Genomic DNA, 16,550 nt, shown 5'->3' with positions numbered 1-16,550 from the left:
CCATTCATTAGAGTCTATGGCTGATTACCCAATGCATTTTAGCATTAAACCCCAAATTTTAGATGTTTATGGTTAATAACAATTTTAAGCCATTAAGTCACTGCACAAAAACCAATCAACCATAACTCAACATGGCTTTACAAGCGGCGTCAGATCTGGAAAAGTGGAAATACTTAAGCAATATTAAGCAAAATAATAACAATATCCCTTATGCGAAAAATACTCTCAATCAGCTTGATATTTATTTTTTCTCTCCTTCACAGCACGTTAAGCAGGGGCTTTGAGCACTTACAAGACTCTACACTTCCCATCACACTCAACGCGGAAAAATTTAGCATTGCCGAAGGACTTTCTGAAAGCGCGGCGTCATCGATAGCGGTAGATAAAGACCAATACATATGGGTCGGCACCTTCAATGGTCTCAATCGTTATGATGGTAACGACATAACGCACTACTTTGCTTCAGAAACATCGGGACTTTCAAGCTCATTTATTCGCAGTTTATTGCATGACTCTTCGGAGCGACTATTAGTCGGCACCAACCTCGGCTTAGCCATATATGACAAAGAGAAGGACAAATTCCGACAAATCCCATTAGTCGACTTTGCTGTTTGGTCTATTGACGAAAGTGAAAATGTATTTTACATATCGAGCATTGATCGGATCTATAAGTTATCCAAAGATTTCACACACCTGCAAGAGGTTGTTTTTTTAGAGGGTGGGGATGGTATTGTTTCAGTTGAAGTTTTAGCTAATGGAAGCATTTATTTTAGAACAAGCGATGACATCACATACGTACACCATAACAATATCACCCAACCTATCGGAGTCAGTAAACACTTATATGTCAGCAATCATGATATATATCACTTAACTGCCGATGGGATTTTCAATATCAATAACGAGCTCATATCCAGTCAAAAAGGCATAGACTCGATGACAAGCTACAATGGCATAACCTATGCTATTGTCAAAGATAAGCTCCTTTTTAGCACCGACGGCATCAACTTTAATTTACTCGGTGTCTTGCCAGAAGCTATATCAAGAATTGCTAAGCCTATTCTTTTTGCAGGAAAAGAAAATCTGGTCATTGCTACTGTTAATCAAGGATTTATTTTAGTCAGAAACATTTCAAACATAGTTAACAGAGTCAATTTTGAAGATGAAGGCGTTTGGGATATCACCTATAAGAATGAAAGTTTATTTGTCAGTTATGAAAGCGGTTTGATTATTGAGTATGGACATAATAACAAAGAACTAAATCGCTACCATACCCATATTGACGGTGCTAAATCTATCGCCATCGAAGCAAACTATATCTACATTAGTAGTTTAAAAGGTATTTTCAAACTTAACACCCAAAACTCTGAAATAACTATTCTCAGCGAAGGAAAATACACAGTCATTAGCAAGGAGAGGATTGCTGGCGACTTGCTTGTCGGCGACATTAATGGTGATATTACCAAAATTGATCCGCAGGACAAACTATCTAAAATTTCTATTAGTAATGGATACCCTGTATTTAGCATTAACACCCATGGTGATAACGCACTAATATCTAGTCAGGTTGGGATTTTCACTCTTTCAAATGATATATCTCATCACCTTATAAAAGATCAGTTTACAATCAATTCAGTAAAAGCTAATGGCGAGATATATTTTGGTACTGATTATGGCCTAATGAGATATGATGGCAACGAAATATCAACTATCCACAGTAATAACAAATCAATATATGGTTTAGGTGTTCTCAACAACTTCATTGTAGCCTCTTCAGTAGGCGAAATTATTATTTATGACTACAACCTAAATGAAAAGCTTATCATTAACAGCTATCATGGCGTACAAGACGAGTATAATGCTCAAGCTTTAACACCATTTAATAACGCAATACTTTTTGGTGGCAACACCGGAATAGATATCATTACTCCATTGCTGGCAGAGTCATATTTTAAGCAGAAGCAAGCTCCAAAAGTAGTCATCTCCGATCTGTTTGTGTTCAATAAAAAACAAGATGTTGGTGGCAAGTTCTTAGCGCAAAGCATTAACAACACTAAGCGATTAACCTTAAAGTATTCCGACTACCCATTCACATTAACGTTCGGAACCATAGGACGGAACAATAACCAGGTATTATTTAAGTATCGTTTAAGTGGGTTGTCTGACAACTGGATTGAATCAAGCAACACTTTCTCTGCTACGTATACTAATTTATCTCCTGGTCGATATATATTTAGTGTTTTTGCAACGGATAAGCAAAATCAAAATGTTGGGCCTGAAAAAACCATTGAGCTAGTGATCACACCACCATGGTGGTTTTCAAATGTTGCCAAGTTAATTTACTTTGCGATTTCCCTAATGATAATCCTCGTGATTATTCGTTCTGTCATTAAAAAGCGTGCGATCCAACGTCAAATTGCCCAAAGTGAAGAACGATTAAAACTCTCGTTATGGGGAAGTGGCGATGAAATGTGGGATTGGGACATTGAAACAGGTCATATATATCGCTCGAATATGTGGGGCTCGTTAGACTTCCCTCGTGATGGTCAACGTTCAGGTCATCCCGATGAAGAAAGTAATATCCACCCACAAGATCAACTAAGGGTCCGAGAGGCACTGAATAAACATTTCTATGGGGAAACCGATCACTTTGAAGCAAACTATCGTGTCAAAGGTAAACATGGTGGCTGGTTATGGATCCTCGACAGAGCCAAGATAGTTGAACGAGATCAGTTTGATAATGCGCTAAGGATGACTGGTACCATCAAAAATATCAGTATGTTCAAACAAGCTGAAGAACAGTTAAAGCTGTTCGAGCGCGCTATCGAAAACATATCGGAAGGTATGTTTATCTTAGATGAAAACTATCGCTTTGTTGAAGTCAATGAGGCGTGTTGCAGCATTACTGGACGTAGCCGCGAAAATTACATTGGTGAAATATTGTCATTTGATGCCTATCCCGAATCTTACTCGGAGCAAATTAGAGCCTTAATGAAGCAACATGGTCGCTGGAGCCATGAAATCGAGACCTTACGTGGCGATGGCAGTCCCTTTCTCATCGAAATGACCATAGATGCCATTTATGATGAACAAAGTGTGCTCAGCCATTATGTCGGCGTGTTTTCTGACATTAGCCGACGTAAGCAACAAGAAGAAGAACTAAGAAAGCTGACCAACAATGATATTTTAACTGGATTACCGAATCGCTCCAATTTACAAGTCAGTTTACATAATCTAGTTAAAAAAGATTTACATCATACCTTGATGGTGCTTGACCTAGATAACTTCAAAAAAATCAATGACTCCCTTGGCCATCAAGTGGGCGACGAGTTACTGCGTATGGTGGCGGATCGTCTGTTAGCCACCTTACCTAATACAGCGAGCTTATATCGCCTAGGTGGTGATGAATTTGCTTTACTACTGGATAATAATGTTGATATCAGCGCCTGCGCTAACATCGCTAGTCGCGTGATTGATGCCTTTATCAATCCCTTTATGTTACATAAAGAACCTATGGTCGTCAGCGCCAGCATTGGCATAGTGCTCTATCCCGAAGACGAGCAAAATGAACAAGCCTTATTAAGAAAAGCCGATATTGCTATGTATCACGCTAAATCGGCTGGCGGTAATCGTTATCAATTCTATTCTGAATCTTTAAATCGCAATGCGATTCGTCAGCTCGAGATTGAAAACTTGATCAGAGAAGGATTACGCAAAGACTATTTCGAAGTCTATTATCAGCCAAAAGTTGATGTGGTCACCAGTCAGCTTACAGGGATGGAAGCATTAGTACGGCTCAATCATCCGCAACATGGGTTAATATCCCCCGGAGAATTTATCCCTTTAGCTGAAGAAACAGGCTTGATTGTCGAAATTGGTGATCTAGTCTTGAAAAAGGCATGCTTTACTACCCAAAATTGGCGCGAGCAGGGCTTATTTGATGGCCGCGTGGCTGTCAATTTATCGTCGCACCAATTTGCATTACCTGATTTACATCAAAGAATTGAGTCAATTTTACGACTGACACGTTTACCGGCATGCCATTTAGAAATAGAAATCACCGAAGGTACCGTCATTAAACAGCCAGAAAAGGCAATAAAAGTCATGCAAAAGCTGGCTTTGATGGGAGTAAACCTTGCTCTTGATGACTTCGGCACCGGCTATTCATCCTTGTCTTACTTAAAGCGGTTTCCCATTCATACCTTAAAAATCGATAAAGCCTTTGTTGATGATATCGATAAGTCAGATCGTGATATGAAAATGGTCGACTCGATAATTACCATCGCCCATAACATGGGATTGTCCGTCGTCGGTGAAGGCGTAGAGCTAGCGTCACAGTTAGAAATATTGAAAAACCTTAATTGCGAACAAATACAAGGATTTATATTTAGCAAACCATTGACTGAGGCCGACTTTTCTCAATTATTAATTGAGCATCAAGGCGGAAAAGAAGTACAGCAGGCCAGTTAACATACGCAATTTACTTATCATGTTGTAAAAGTTGGCACGAGACATGCTAACAATATCTCGACGTCAATAACCAAAACTCAACCAACAACGAGAGAATATAACAATGATTAAGAAATTAGCCCTTACCCTTAGCCTTATTGCCACTTCTGTTTCTGCCTCTTTTCAAGCGCCTGTTGCTTTAGAAACGTCAGCAACCACCGCCGCGCTGCCTTGGGTCAAAGTTGATGGCGTTAACACTGCCGCGCTGCCTTGGGTCAAAGTCGATAGCGTTAATACTGCCGCGCTGCCTTGGGTCAAAGTCGATGGCGTCAATACTGCCGCGCTGCCTTGGGTCAAAGTCGATGGCGTTAACACTGCCGCGCTGCCTTGGGTCAAAGTCGATGGCGTTAACACTGCCGCCCTGCCTTGGGTCAAAGTCGATGGCGTCAATACTGCCGCCCTGCCTTGGGTCAAAGTCGATGGCGTTAACACTGCTGCGCTGCCTTGGGTAAAAGTCGATGGTGTTAACACTGCTGCGCTGCCTTGGGTCAAAGTCGATAGCGTTAACACTGCCGCCCTGCCTTGGGTCAAAGTCGATGGCGTTAACACTGCGGCGCTGCCTTGGGTCAAAGTCGATGGCGTCAAGACTGCCGCCCTGCCTTGGGTAAAAGTCGATGGCGTTAACACTGCCGCGCTGCCTTGGGTAAAAGTCGATGGCGTTAATACTGCGGCGCTGCCTTGGGTCAAAGTCGATGGCGTTAATACTGCGGCGCTGCCTTGGGTCAAAGTCGATGGCGTTAACACTGCTGCGCTGCCTTGGGTCAAAGTCGATGGCGTTAACACTGCCGCCCTGCCTTGGGTTAAAGCACCTGTAGCTATTGATGCTTTACTTGCCTAAATCGACTAATCAGAGGGTAACATTATGTTTGCAGTCATAAAAAAAGCACTCGGATTAAACAAAATAACACGCAAGAAGGTCACCTTGCCTGAGGGGCTTCAGCACCTAGAAGTTATCCCAGCCAAGGGGTGGTGGAACTGATAATGGCCTGACACAATATAGGGAGCCTAGCTCCCTTATTGTTAATTTCTCAATTTCTCTGCCACCGCATCGACCTTACCATCGACGCTCGCCTCGTTTCTGACTCAAGCATGAGTTCCCCCAGAATTTACCACTGTCATCGCATGGGTTATTTATCAATAGATCAAACCATCTTCACCGCATTCAGTAAGTGATAGACCAACAATGGTTGCCGCCACACATAAAAAAAGCGGCCAATCATGGCCGCTTAATCACTACGGCAGAGATTAAAAAAAGGTCTTACCCTCTGCCGCCATCGATTTAAGTAAATCACATGGGGTAAAGCGCTCGCCAAAATTGGCTTGATGACGCTCTAAACTTGCCACTAAGTTAGCGATCCCGAGTGTATCCATGTAGCGGAACGGACCACCGAGGAACGGTGGGAAACCTATGCCAAAAATGGCCCCGATATCACCGTCGCGAGCACAACTGATAATGCCATCCTCAAGGCAACGCGCCGCTTCGTTAAGCATCTGGATCACGCACCGATCAGCGAGGCTCGACATTTCCATATCTGCACTCGGCTTAATCCCTAGCACCTGATAGACACTGTCATCCACTTGCTTGCCTTTCTTCGGGGCTTTATCACCATAGACATAAAATCCTTTGCCATTTTTACGCCCTTTTCGATCGTCCTCAAGTAAACGCGCAAACGCAGAGGGCGCCTTAAAGCGTTGCCCTAGTTCAGACTCAAGAATGGGCGAGATCTTAGCACCGACATCTATGCCGACTTCATCGAGCAAGGTCATAGGTCCGACCGGGAAGCCAAATTTCACCAAGGCTTTATCTAGGTGAGCCACGCTTTGACCTTCAAGTAATAACTGTGCGGCTTCATTCATGTACAAGGCTAAAATCCGGTTAACATAGAAGCCTGCGCCATCTTGTACCACAATCGGAGTTTTACCTTGCTTGCGGGCAAAGGCAACCGTCGACGCAATAGTTTGCGGTGACGTGCCTTTGTGAGCAATCACTTCCACCAGCGGCATTTTTTCTACCGGCGAGAAATAATGTAAGCCAATGACATTTTCTGGTCGGCTCGCCGCAGCGGCAATTTGAGCAATAGGTAAAGATGAGGTATTAGAGGCAAAAATGGTCTCAGCACTACATTCACGTTCGACGTCTTTGACCATCTGATGCTTTAACGCCAAGTCTTCAAATACCGCCTCAACGACGATATCTGCATCCTTGACCCCAGAATAGCTTGTCGTCGTGGTCATTAGAGCCATCAACTTATCACGGGCGGCTACTGTCATATGACGGCGCTTCACTGGTTTTTCAGTCAGCTTGTAAGCATAGGCTAGCGCATTGCTCAATCCTTGCTCATTAATGTCTTTAACTCGCACCGGCACTTTAGCTTTAGTGGCCGTCACGGAAGCAATCCCGCCCCCCATCAAACCACCGCCGAGCACCACGGCTTTGTTCACTTTTTTCGGGGCAACCCCATCGACTTCGGTTTCTTTTTTCATTTCGGTAATGGCAAAGAATAACGATCGCATCGCGGCGGATTCTGGCGTCATCACCAAATCAGCAAAATGACTCGCCTCGACTTCCAAGCCTTTGGTCATGCCTTTGTCTAACCCTTGGCGAACACAGTCGATAATTTTTGCTGGTGCGGGATAGTTGCCTTGGGTCTTTTTAAAAACTTGTTTACTGGCCTGATCAAAAATAATGTTGCGACCGGCACGATTGCCTTCCAGCAATTTTTCAACCAAGGTTTGCTTACGTACGTGGCGAGCTTTTTTACCGGCTAAGGCCATTTCAACCGCAGTTTGTAGCAAAATAGTGGCCGGAACCACATCATCTACCAAGCCAAGCTTCAAGGCTTGTTTAGGGCGAACTTGCTTGCCCGTCAACATCATATCTAGGGCTTTAGCAACACCAATCAACCGCGGTAAACGCTGGGTACCGCCCCCGCCAGGCAGCAAACCGAGTTGCACTTCGGGGACCCCTAATTGGGTTTTGCTATCATCACTGCAGACTCGGCGATGACAGGCCAATGCCAGTTCTAACCCACCCCCTAAACAAGGACCGTGGATGGCAGCAACCACAGGTATAGCAAGCCCTTCAAGCTGAGCAAAGACTTGATGTCCTTGTTGCGATAACGCTTTAGCATCGGCTTGAGTTTGGCAGCTATCCAGCATACTGATGTCGGCACCAGCCACAAAAGAGTCAGGCTTGCCGGACGTCAGCACTAAGCCTTTAATGCTTTTATCTTGATTAATTTCAGCAATGATAGCGCCGATTTCCGTAGCAAACTCAGCCTTCAAGGTGTTCATGGTTTCACCCACAACATCCATGGTTAAGATAGCAATCCCATTATCATTTCGGCTCAGGGTAAATGTCTTTTCCATCTTCATTACTCCACCTCTAAAATCATGGCAGCACCAAGACCACCTGCAGCACAAGCGGTGGCCAAACCAACCCCACCACCTCGACGTTTCAGTTCATGACATACTTGGGTAATTAAGCGTGTACCTGTGGCGGCAAATGGGTGGCCGTAGGCTAAAGAACCACCGAGCACATTGAACTTGTCCATATCGATTTCGCCGATGGCACGCGATAATCCCAATTTCTCTTGGGCAAAGGTCTTTGAGGCAAACATCTTCATATTGGCCAAGGTCTGAGCCGCAAACGCTTCGTGCATTTCAATCAAGGTTAAATCTTCAAGTTGCATGCCGGCGCGAGCCAATGCCAATGGGGTAGCATAAGAAGGACCCATTAACATGTCTTGCCACACATCGATGGCAGTGAATGCATAACTCTTGATATACCCGATAGGTTGATACCCCAAGGCCTTAGCTCGGCTTTCCGTCATCATAATAATGGCCGAGGCACCATCGGTCAGGGGCGTGCTGTTAGCAGCGGTAACTGAGCCATGTTTGCGATCGAAGGCGGGTCTTAACTTGGCATACGAATCTAATTGTGAGTCTTGACGGATATTGTTATCCATATCAATAAACTGCTTATAAGGCGGTACATGGGCTGTCATCACCTCTTGCTGTAACACCCCAGAAGCCCAAGTTTGAGTGGCTAAGGTATGTGAGCGATGGGCTAATGCATCTTGATCTTGGCGACTGATGTTATGGGTTTTCGCCATTTGCTCTGCGGTTTGTCCCATCGATAAGCCCGTCGAATATTCCGCGACCGCCGGAGGCACTGGCAATAAGTCTTTGAGGCCTAGACGACGCAATATGGCGAGCTTTTGCCCGACACTACGGGCTTTATTGAGATCAACCAAGGCTCGCGCCATAGTTTTAGACACCCCAATCGGCAACACCGATGATGAGTCGGCCCCGCCAGCAATGCCCACATCGATATTGCCAGCCATCATAGATTCAGCCACATTAACTGCCGACTGAAAACTGGTGGCACATGCCCGACTGACTGAGTAAGCATCGGTGGCCACATTCATGCCAGTGCCAAGCACAATTTCCCGGGCAATATTTGGCGCTTCCGGCATTTGTACCACTTGGCCATACACCAATTGCTGGATTAATGCGGGATCCAGTTCAGCACGGGCAATCATTTCATTGACGACCATCTTGCCCATATCGAGCGCCGAAATCCCATGAAAGGCCGTCGCTTGTTTAGCGAATGGCGTACGAAGTCCCGCAACAATGGCGATTCGCTCGCCCTTGCGAGTGGTCAGATCTTGTCTGGCATGCATGTGTCATCCTCTTGTTATTCTCTATTCCATAGTCTAGGGTCCTGCTTGACAGCACACTTAACAGGTCAGACCAATAAAAGTGTGATCTGATTCTAACTATTTCTGTCTTGGTTTAAAACACTTGTTTGTTTATTATCAAAACTTCTCGAAAATGTTTGTTTTTTTCTATGAAAAACAATTAAAAGATACAGAGTACAATTTTGTACGAAACTATTTACACTATGGTATGTCTATATCAGCCATCTACAAATGAATGAGTAACCTTATGCCAATTAGCCGATTTCATTCTTTGCGCCAATACCTCAATCAACAAGTATTAGGTCAGCCAGATTTAACCGAAAACTTACTCACTGCATTAATTGCTGATGGCCATTTATTGGTGGAAGGCCCGCCAGGGCTTGCTAAAACCCGCGCGGTAAAAGCCTTATGTGAGGGCGTTGAAGGTGATTTCCATCGCATTCAGTTTACTCCGGATCTGTTGCCCGCGGATTTAACTGGCACCGACATCTATCGAGCCCAGACAGGTCAATTTGAGTTTGAAGCCGGACCGATATTTCATAACCTGATCTTAGCGGACGAGATCAATCGTGCCCCCGCAAAAGTGCAATCAGCGTTGTTAGAGGCCATGGCGGAAGGACAAGTCACTGTCGGAAAACACTCTTACCCGCTAGCGCCACTATTTTTAGTCATGGCAACCCAAAACCCGCTAGAAAACGAAGGTACCTACCCGTTACCAGAAGCTCAGCTCGACCGTTTTTTAATGCACCTAAACCTCGATTATCCAAGCGCTGAAACCGAATTACAGATTTTAAGATTATCGCGCAACGAGGCGCTTCGCGGTGAAGAACTTAACATCGAGCCGATAGCGCAAGTCGATATTTTCGAAGCACGAAAAGAGGCACTCGAACTGTATCTCGCTGAGCCACTTGAGCATTATATTGTCGATATTATTAATGCCACTCGGCAACCGGCCCAATATAGCGCCGAGTTAGCGACATGGCTGGAATACGGTGTCAGTCCAAGGGCAAGCTTGGCGATAGAACGCTGCGCTCGCGCACGAGCTTGGCTGCAGGAGCGAGACTTTGTGTCGCCTGAAGATATTCAAGCCGTGGTCCCCAATGTGTTGCGTCACCGATTATTGCTCAGCTATCAAGCCCAAGCCGAAGGCATTAGCCGCGATCACGTCATTAGTCACTTGTTATCTTTGGTGGCGGTGCCTTAACCATGAAGCTTCCAGCGTCTATGCCATTATTTGCCGATGGCATCTCATTAACCGATAAAGAGTTGCTGGCCTGTCAACGGCAAGCCATCGCCGTCGTTGAACATCGAGGCCGCGCTCGCGCAGCGTTAGCGGGACACAGAAGCAGTGCCATTAAAGGCCGCGGAATGGAATTTGCTGAGGTACGCCACTACCAACAAGGCGATGATGTCAGAACCATCGACTGGCGGGTGACCGCCAGAACCGGCAAGGTTCACACTAAGTTGTTTGTGGAAGAGCGCGAGCGTCCTGTGATTATCTTGCTCGATCTCAGTTACAGCCTATATTTTGGTTCCAGTCTATTGCTGCAATCTGTCCAAGCGGCACATTTAGCGGCCACCTTAGGCTGGGCGGCCATCCGTCACGGTGATCGTTTGGGCGGGTTAATCGTGACCGAAAGCCAACATCAAGAATTAAAGCCCCGCAGCCGTCAGGCAGGCATACTGCCGTTTATTAATGCGATAACCAAACTCCATGGCGAACAACTGCATCAATTGACAAGGGCGCTAGCAGAACCTGATTATCTGGCTCACGCTTGTCAGCGATTAGTTCGGCTGGCTAAACCAGGCTCATTAATTTATCTCATTAGCGATGGCTTTAATTTCTCTCCAGCATGTCGAGCTCCGCTGAGCATGGTAAGCCGCCATTGCGATATCTCCGCCTTTGTCATTACCGACCCTTTAAGGCAAGGACAGACACAATTACCGCGCCAATTTCAGTTGCCGGTGCGAGAAGGCAATGTCGAACGTTGGCTTGACCGAACGCAATACGAGGCTTGGTTACTAAGACAACAACAGCAACAACAGCAATTTGTGAGCATGTTACAAGGGTTAACGATCCAGCCGCGCTTTATTGATGCTGGCCAGCCCTTAAATCAACAATTGGATAAATTAGGATAAACCAGTGACTCAAGCTGTTACTGCCAACCCAGCCTTGGCATCACTCCACGATATCCAACTGCCCGCCGACGTCAGCGCATGGCCGCTTGCGCTGGGCTATTGGTTGCTCCTCGCCATTGCGTTAATCCTGGTGGTAAGCACCTTGGCATGGTGGCGACAATCACGCCGAGCCAAAGTTGCCCGCCAACAAGCGCTGTTATTGCTGGCACAATTAGATCTCAATAGCCCTGATTATCCTCATCAGGTTAATATATTGCTTAAACGAGCCGCCATGAGTTATTACCCGCGTCACTCACTTAGCAACCTAAGTGACAGCGCCTGGTTTACTTGGCTTGATCTCGATATGCCAAACCAGTATCAAGGGCAATGGCCACTCTTGCTTGGACAGCGCTTTCGCCCTACAGGCATCACACTGGTGCAAAAACAACAGCTCACTCAGTTGAGTCAACACTGGCTCAAACATGCCCTGCCCCCTAGTCGCCAACAACGTCAACGGAGAAGTGAATGTTAACCCTCAATTGGCCTTGGTTATTATTACTCTTGCCTCTACCCATATTGTTTACCCATAAGCGTCAAGCGATGGCAGGCGGTGAACTGCAACTGCCTGGGGTAGCCACGCTGGGCAATCAAGCCGTGTCGGTGACCCACCACCCATCTAAAAAACCCTTGTATCTGATTTGGCTATTATTGCTCATCGCACTCGCCAGACCCATGTGGTTAGGTGAACCGATACCGCTGCCTACTGAAGGCAGAGATTTGATGGTGGCGGTCGATTTGTCTGGAAGCATGCAAATTGAAGACATGGTGATCCAAGGCCGAACCGTCGATAGACTCACCTTGATCCAACATGTGCTCAGTGATTTTATTGAGCGCCGTCAAGGCGATCGCCTCGGATTAATTTTATTTGCCGACCACGCCTATTTACAGGCACCACTGACCCAAGACAGACGCAGCATCAGTCAATACCTTCATGAAGCACAAATCGGTCTCGTCGGTAAACAAACTGCCATCGGCGAAGCTATTGGCTTGGCCGTTAAGCGCTTTGACAACATCGATGAGAGTAATCGCGTGTTGATCTTGCTGACTGATGGCAGCAGTAATGCCGGTAATATCGAGCCGCTTGAAGCCGCTGAAATTGCCGCAAAACGTGGGATCACCATCTATACCATCGGTATTGGGGCTGACACCCTGACTCGTCGAGGCCTGTTTGGAACAGAGCAAATCAATCCGGCCGCCGATTTAGATGAAAGCACCTTGGCCCAAATAGCCAGCCTGACTGGCGGTCAATATTTCCGTGCCAGAGATCCCGCCGAATTAGCACGCATCTACCAAGACATTGATAAGCTCGAACCTGTCAGCCGTGATCTCATGAGCTATCAACCACAAACAGAATTATTTTACTGGCCACTGGCGTTGATGCTGATACTGACTGTCGGCTTATCACTGTGGCAAATCAAAGGTCATGGACCGTCATTAGGGCGGAAGTTACGATGATATTGCACTTTATTCGACCAGAATGGTTATGGGCCTATGTCGCCTTACCTCTATTCCTTGCCTATCTTTGGCGCGTGCATCGCGGCACATCGGGTTGGGATTCTTATATTGCGAGTCATTTATCACGGCTATTGATCTCGCCGACGTCGGCGGCCAAAAAAACCTCACTGTGGTGGTTAACCACCATCATGGTTATCGCAATATTGGCCTTATCAGGTCCAGCCGTGACCAAAAAAGCCACGCCCGTGTTTGCTGCCAGCGATGGCCGAGTCATCGTACTGGATATGTCAAATTCACTCTATGCTAATGACTTAGTACCAAACCGGCTCACTCAAGAAAAATTTAGAGCCACCGACTTAATTAATGCATTAACCACGGGAGATACTGGGTTAGTCGTCTACGCGGCGGATGCCTTTACCATTAGCCCAATCACTAATGATAAGCACACCTTACTTAATCTGTTACCCACGCTCAGCCCGGCCATCATGCCGAGCCAAGGGTCAAACTTAGCGGCAGGGTTAACGCTTGCCCAGCAGTTGCTGACACAGGGCGGTTACCTCAATGGTGACATCATAGTGCTCACCGACGGCATCAATGCAAAACAATTTAAACAAGCACAGCAAAGTTTAGATGCTAGCCCTTATCGGCTAGCCATAATAGCCATCGGCACCGACGCCGGCGCAGCCATCCATTACCCAGATGGTACATTACAAAAAAACATCGATGGTGATGTCGTTATTGCCAAGACCAACATGTCACTACTGGCTAAATTGGCGGCAGCTAATGGCGGCCTCTTTGTCACTCCAACCAATGATGGCAGCGATGTCAACCAAGTGATCCACTGGCTCAAAACCAGTCAAGAGGCGCAATTGACCGATCTCCATGGCGAGCAATGGCAAGATCTAGGCCCTTATATCGCGCTATTATTGCTGCTACCTGTCGTCATGACTTTTCGCCATGGCTTATTAGCCAGCCTAGCACTGATGACAGTCATCAGTGTACCGCAACCGGCACAAGCTAACACTTGGCAAGATCTTTGGCACACCCAAGATCAACAAGCGCAGACAGCCTATCAACAAGGTCAGTATCAACAAGCGGCACAACAATTTACCCTGCCGCAATGGCAAGCCGCCGCGTTATATCAAGCCAAGCAGTATGAGCAGGCATTGGCGGGATTTAGTCAGGACAAGAGTGCCAACGGCCTTTACAATCAAGGTAATGCTCTGATGCAATTAGGAAAGTTCGCCGATGCCAAGCAAAAATACCAACAATCATTGGCGCTGCAACCCGAATTTGCGCAGGCTCAGAGTAATCTCGAATTAGCAGAGAAACTGTTACAAGAGCAACAAAACACGCAAGACCAGCAAAGCAGTCAGGGCCAGCAAGACGTTCAAGACCAGCAAAGCAGTCAGGACCAGCAAGACGGTCAAGACCAGCAAGGCAGTCAGGGCCAGCAAGACGGTCAAGACCAGCAAGGCAGTCAGGGCCAGCAAGACGGTCAAGACCAGCAAGGCAGTCAGGGCCAGCAAGACGGTCAAAACCAGCAAGGCAGTCAGGGCCAGCAAGACGGTCAAAACCAGCAAGGCAGTCAGGGCCAACAAGACGGTCAAGACCCGCAAGGCAGTCAGGGCCAGCAAGACGATCAAGACCCGCAAGGCAGTCAGGGCCAGCAAGACGGTCAAGATCCCGCCATTAATGAAGCGCAAATGCAAGCGGATGCTAATGCCAAGCCCAGTGTCGAGGAAACTGCCCCCGCTACCGCTGCCAGCCAATCAGCCGCTGAGACTCAAGCACTGACAACCGACAACAATCAGCAACCGCCACCCACTGACCCCGATGCGACAGCGATGACGGCGAGCAATACGTCACCGACCACTAGTGAACAAATGACTCCGTTGCCGATGGAGATGCAGCGCATGCTCAATACCGTCAATGATGATCCGCAAGTCTTACTACGCAATAAAATGTTGCTTGAATACCAAAAGCGACAACTGCAAGGCACCGTTAATAAGGAAACTGAACAGTGGTAAAACCGACCGCCCTATTATTTCTCTTGCTGTGGTTAGTCTCTGGGATTAGTCAAGCTGAAGTGACCCAATTGCAAGCGACCGTCGATCGTAATCCCGTGATGGTAAATGAATACTTTGCCTTAACCGTGGTTGCCAATGACGATATCGCCAATAGCGCGCTGAATACCTCGGCCTTAGCGAAGGATTTTATTATTGGCCGCACCAGTGTCAGTCGCAGTACAAGAATTATCAATTTCGATGCCAGTAAAGAAACTCGTTGGCAAATCTTATTAGCGGCCAAAAAATTAGGTAATGTCACTATCCCAGCATTGACGATTGCAGGTGTGAGTTCAGCGCCTATCCCGTTGAGCGTGGTAGCCGATGTGGCGGCAAGCAATCGCAGCCAAGATGTGATGCTAAAAGCCACATTATCTAACGCTGAACCTTATGTTGGTGAACTGCTCATTTATAAGGTCAAACTCTATTTAGCTAAAGATTTACAGCGCGGCATGATCAATGCACCAGAAGTAAAAGATGCCCAAGTAAAACAGTTAGGCGAAGATGTGGATGGCTCTGAAATCATCGATGGTCTTCGCTATCGAGTCATTGAAAGAGTCTATGGCATTACCTTAGATAAGCCGGGAAAAACCGAGATTATTGGTGCAAAATTTGATGGCGACATTATTAACCAAGATCAATCCACCAACCTCTTTTCTTTTAACCAAAGCCGCCCAGTGCAGGCCAATGCCAATAATGACATCATCGAGGTATTGCCCATTCCTGTCGATTATCAAGGGAAATGGTGGGTTGCCGATCTGGCCATGTTGACTGAAAAGTGGGACGAGACGCAATCCTTTGAAGTCGGCGTGCCCATTACCCGCACCTTTACGTTAGTGGCAACCAACGTAGAAGATTATAATTTACCAAGTCTTAATATCACCGCCCCCCAAGGCGTTAAAGTGTATCCAGAAAAGCCACAACGCCAGAGTATTTTGCGAGAAGGCCAATTGATCTCACAGTTAACCCAAACCGTTGCCATGGTTCCTACCCAAGCCGGTCCGTTAACATTACCAAGCATCAGCATTCCTTGGTGGAATCCCAAATTAAAGCAAACTGAGTTTGTGAAGCTACCGGCTCGCCATATTGAGGTGGCGCCGTCAAGTGCCATGCCGCAGCCGCCCACGGGTTCACTAGAAACCACTCCTGCGCCAACCCACACTAACACCAGCCATGGTGCATGGCCTTGGTTAACCCTAATGTTTGCCATATTATGGTTAGCGACCCTGCTAGCATGGTGGCGCGCTAGCCACCGCAAGCCAACCAGTGTCATTGAACCAAGCCATGTCATGCCAACGCCTGGCTATCAAGACTTAGCCGAGGCGTGTCACCAACAAGCTATAGGTCATATCTTAAGCTTGACTCCGAACGTGTGCGCTAGCAAGCTTGGCACGTCTCTGTCATTAGCCAATTTGGCTGAATATGCCCCCGCGGTTGCCACCACCTTGACCTTGCTGCAACAACAGGCCTATAGCCAAACGAATACCCAAGATACCAAGGCATTGTGTCAGCAATTACTGGCTCAAGTGCAAGCGCTAAAACCACTTTCAAGCCAACACTTAGCATTAGTCAAACTGAATCCGTAATCCTATTGCCTGCAGGCCAACTCACGGTTGGCCTGCCTCACGCCAGCACCACC

10 protein-coding genes are annotated in these 16,550 nt (G+C 46.8%); 8 read left to right on the top strand and 2 right to left on the bottom strand.

What is annotated here, in order from left to right; genetic code table 11:
- The first annotated feature begins 210 nt into the window (after positions 1-210).
- Together KU855_RS04905 and KU855_RS04900 are read left to right on the top strand one after the other, a co-directional pair.
- Positions 211-4,470 carry an EAL domain-containing protein gene (locus KU855_RS04905; RefSeq protein WP_218529189.1) on the top strand — a complete coding sequence of 1,420 codons (4,260 nt, stop codon included), beginning with the start codon at positions 211-213 and terminating at the stop codon, positions 4,468-4,470.
- 103 nt (positions 4,471-4,573) lie between these two features.
- On the top strand, positions 4,574-5,347 hold the full coding sequence (locus KU855_RS04900; RefSeq protein WP_218529188.1) for a hypothetical protein: 774 nt from the start codon (positions 4,574-4,576) through the stop codon (positions 5,345-5,347).
- Between the two features lie 407 nt (positions 5,348-5,754).
- Here KU855_RS04900 and fadJ read toward each other — a convergent pair whose 3' ends face one another.
- Together fadJ and fadI are read right to left on the bottom strand one after the other, a co-directional pair.
- Positions 5,755-7,878, bottom strand: coding sequence for a fatty acid oxidation complex subunit alpha FadJ (gene fadJ / locus KU855_RS04895; protein ID WP_218529187.1), 2,124 nt, complete (start codon positions 7,876-7,878; stop codon positions 5,755-5,757).
- A 5-nt stretch (positions 7,879-7,883) separates the two neighbouring features.
- The gene (gene fadI / locus KU855_RS04890) at positions 7,884-9,194 is read right to left on the bottom strand and encodes an acetyl-CoA C-acyltransferase FadI (RefSeq protein WP_218529186.1); all 1,311 of its coding nucleotides are present in this window, start codon (positions 9,192-9,194) and stop codon (positions 7,884-7,886) included.
- A gap of 265 nt (positions 9,195-9,459) precedes the next feature.
- Between fadI and KU855_RS04885 the strand changes: the two genes are divergently transcribed.
- From KU855_RS04885 to KU855_RS04860, 6 genes are read left to right on the top strand one after another with little or no spacing between them, the layout of a single operon-like run.
- Entirely contained in the window at positions 9,460-10,416 is a 957-nt protein-coding gene (locus KU855_RS04885; protein ID WP_218529185.1) for a MoxR family ATPase, read from the top strand.
- A 2-nt stretch (positions 10,417-10,418) separates the two neighbouring features.
- The gene (locus KU855_RS04880) at positions 10,419-11,351 is read left to right on the top strand and encodes a DUF58 domain-containing protein (RefSeq protein WP_218529184.1); all 933 of its coding nucleotides are present in this window, start codon (positions 10,419-10,421) and stop codon (positions 11,349-11,351) included.
- Between the two features lie 4 nt (positions 11,352-11,355).
- Positions 11,356-11,862 carry a DUF4381 domain-containing protein gene (locus tag KU855_RS04875; RefSeq protein WP_218529183.1) on the top strand — a complete coding sequence of 169 codons (507 nt, stop codon included), beginning with the start codon at positions 11,356-11,358 and terminating at the stop codon, positions 11,860-11,862.
- A complete protein-coding gene (locus KU855_RS04870; RefSeq protein ID WP_218529182.1) occupies positions 11,856-12,845 on the top strand; it encodes a VWA domain-containing protein in 990 nt (329 codons plus the stop codon). Before KU855_RS04875 ends, KU855_RS04870 begins: the two co-directional genes overlap by 7 nt.
- Positions 12,842-14,875: a VWA domain-containing protein gene (locus tag KU855_RS04865; protein ID WP_218529181.1), complete on the top strand. Its 2,034-nt coding sequence runs from the start codon at positions 12,842-12,844 to the stop codon at positions 14,873-14,875. The genes KU855_RS04870 and KU855_RS04865 overlap by 4 nt, the downstream gene beginning before the upstream one ends.
- Positions 14,869-16,497, top strand: coding sequence for a BatD family protein (locus KU855_RS04860; RefSeq protein ID WP_218529180.1), 1,629 nt, complete (start codon positions 14,869-14,871; stop codon positions 16,495-16,497). Before KU855_RS04865 ends, KU855_RS04860 begins: the two co-directional genes overlap by 7 nt.
- The last annotated feature ends 53 nt before the right edge of the window (positions 16,498-16,550 follow it).

The sequence above is a fragment of the Shewanella sp. NIFS-20-20 genome, assembly GCF_019209865.1.
GTDB lineage: Bacteria > Pseudomonadota > Gammaproteobacteria > Enterobacterales > Shewanellaceae > Shewanella.
The sequence above is the reverse complement of the archived record's forward strand: the minus strand, read 5'-3'. Positions and strand labels throughout refer to the sequence as shown.

Excerpts from the sequence above, each read along its gene's own strand:
- KU855_RS04870 (WP_218529182.1), top strand. The coding sequence starts at position 11,856 with ATGTTAACCCTCAATTGGCCTTGGTTATTATTACTCTTGCCTCTACCC.
- KU855_RS04880 (WP_218529184.1), top strand. The coding sequence starts at position 10,419 with ATGAAGCTTCCAGCGTCTATGCCATTATTTGCCGATGGCATCTCATTA.
- fadI (WP_218529186.1), bottom strand. The coding sequence starts at position 9,194 with ATGCATGCCAGACAAGATCTGACCACTCGCAAGGGCGAGCGAATCGCC.
- KU855_RS04885 (WP_218529185.1), top strand. The coding sequence starts at position 9,460 with ATGCCAATTAGCCGATTTCATTCTTTGCGCCAATACCTCAATCAACAA.
- fadJ (WP_218529187.1), bottom strand. The coding sequence starts at position 7,878 with ATGGAAAAGACATTTACCCTGAGCCGAAATGATAATGGGATTGCTATC.
- KU855_RS04905 (WP_218529189.1), top strand. The coding sequence starts at position 211 with ATGCGAAAAATACTCTCAATCAGCTTGATATTTATTTTTTCTCTCCTT.
- KU855_RS04900 (WP_218529188.1), top strand. The coding sequence starts at position 4,574 with ATGATTAAGAAATTAGCCCTTACCCTTAGCCTTATTGCCACTTCTGTT.
- KU855_RS04865 (WP_218529181.1), top strand. The coding sequence starts at position 12,842 with ATGATATTGCACTTTATTCGACCAGAATGGTTATGGGCCTATGTCGCC.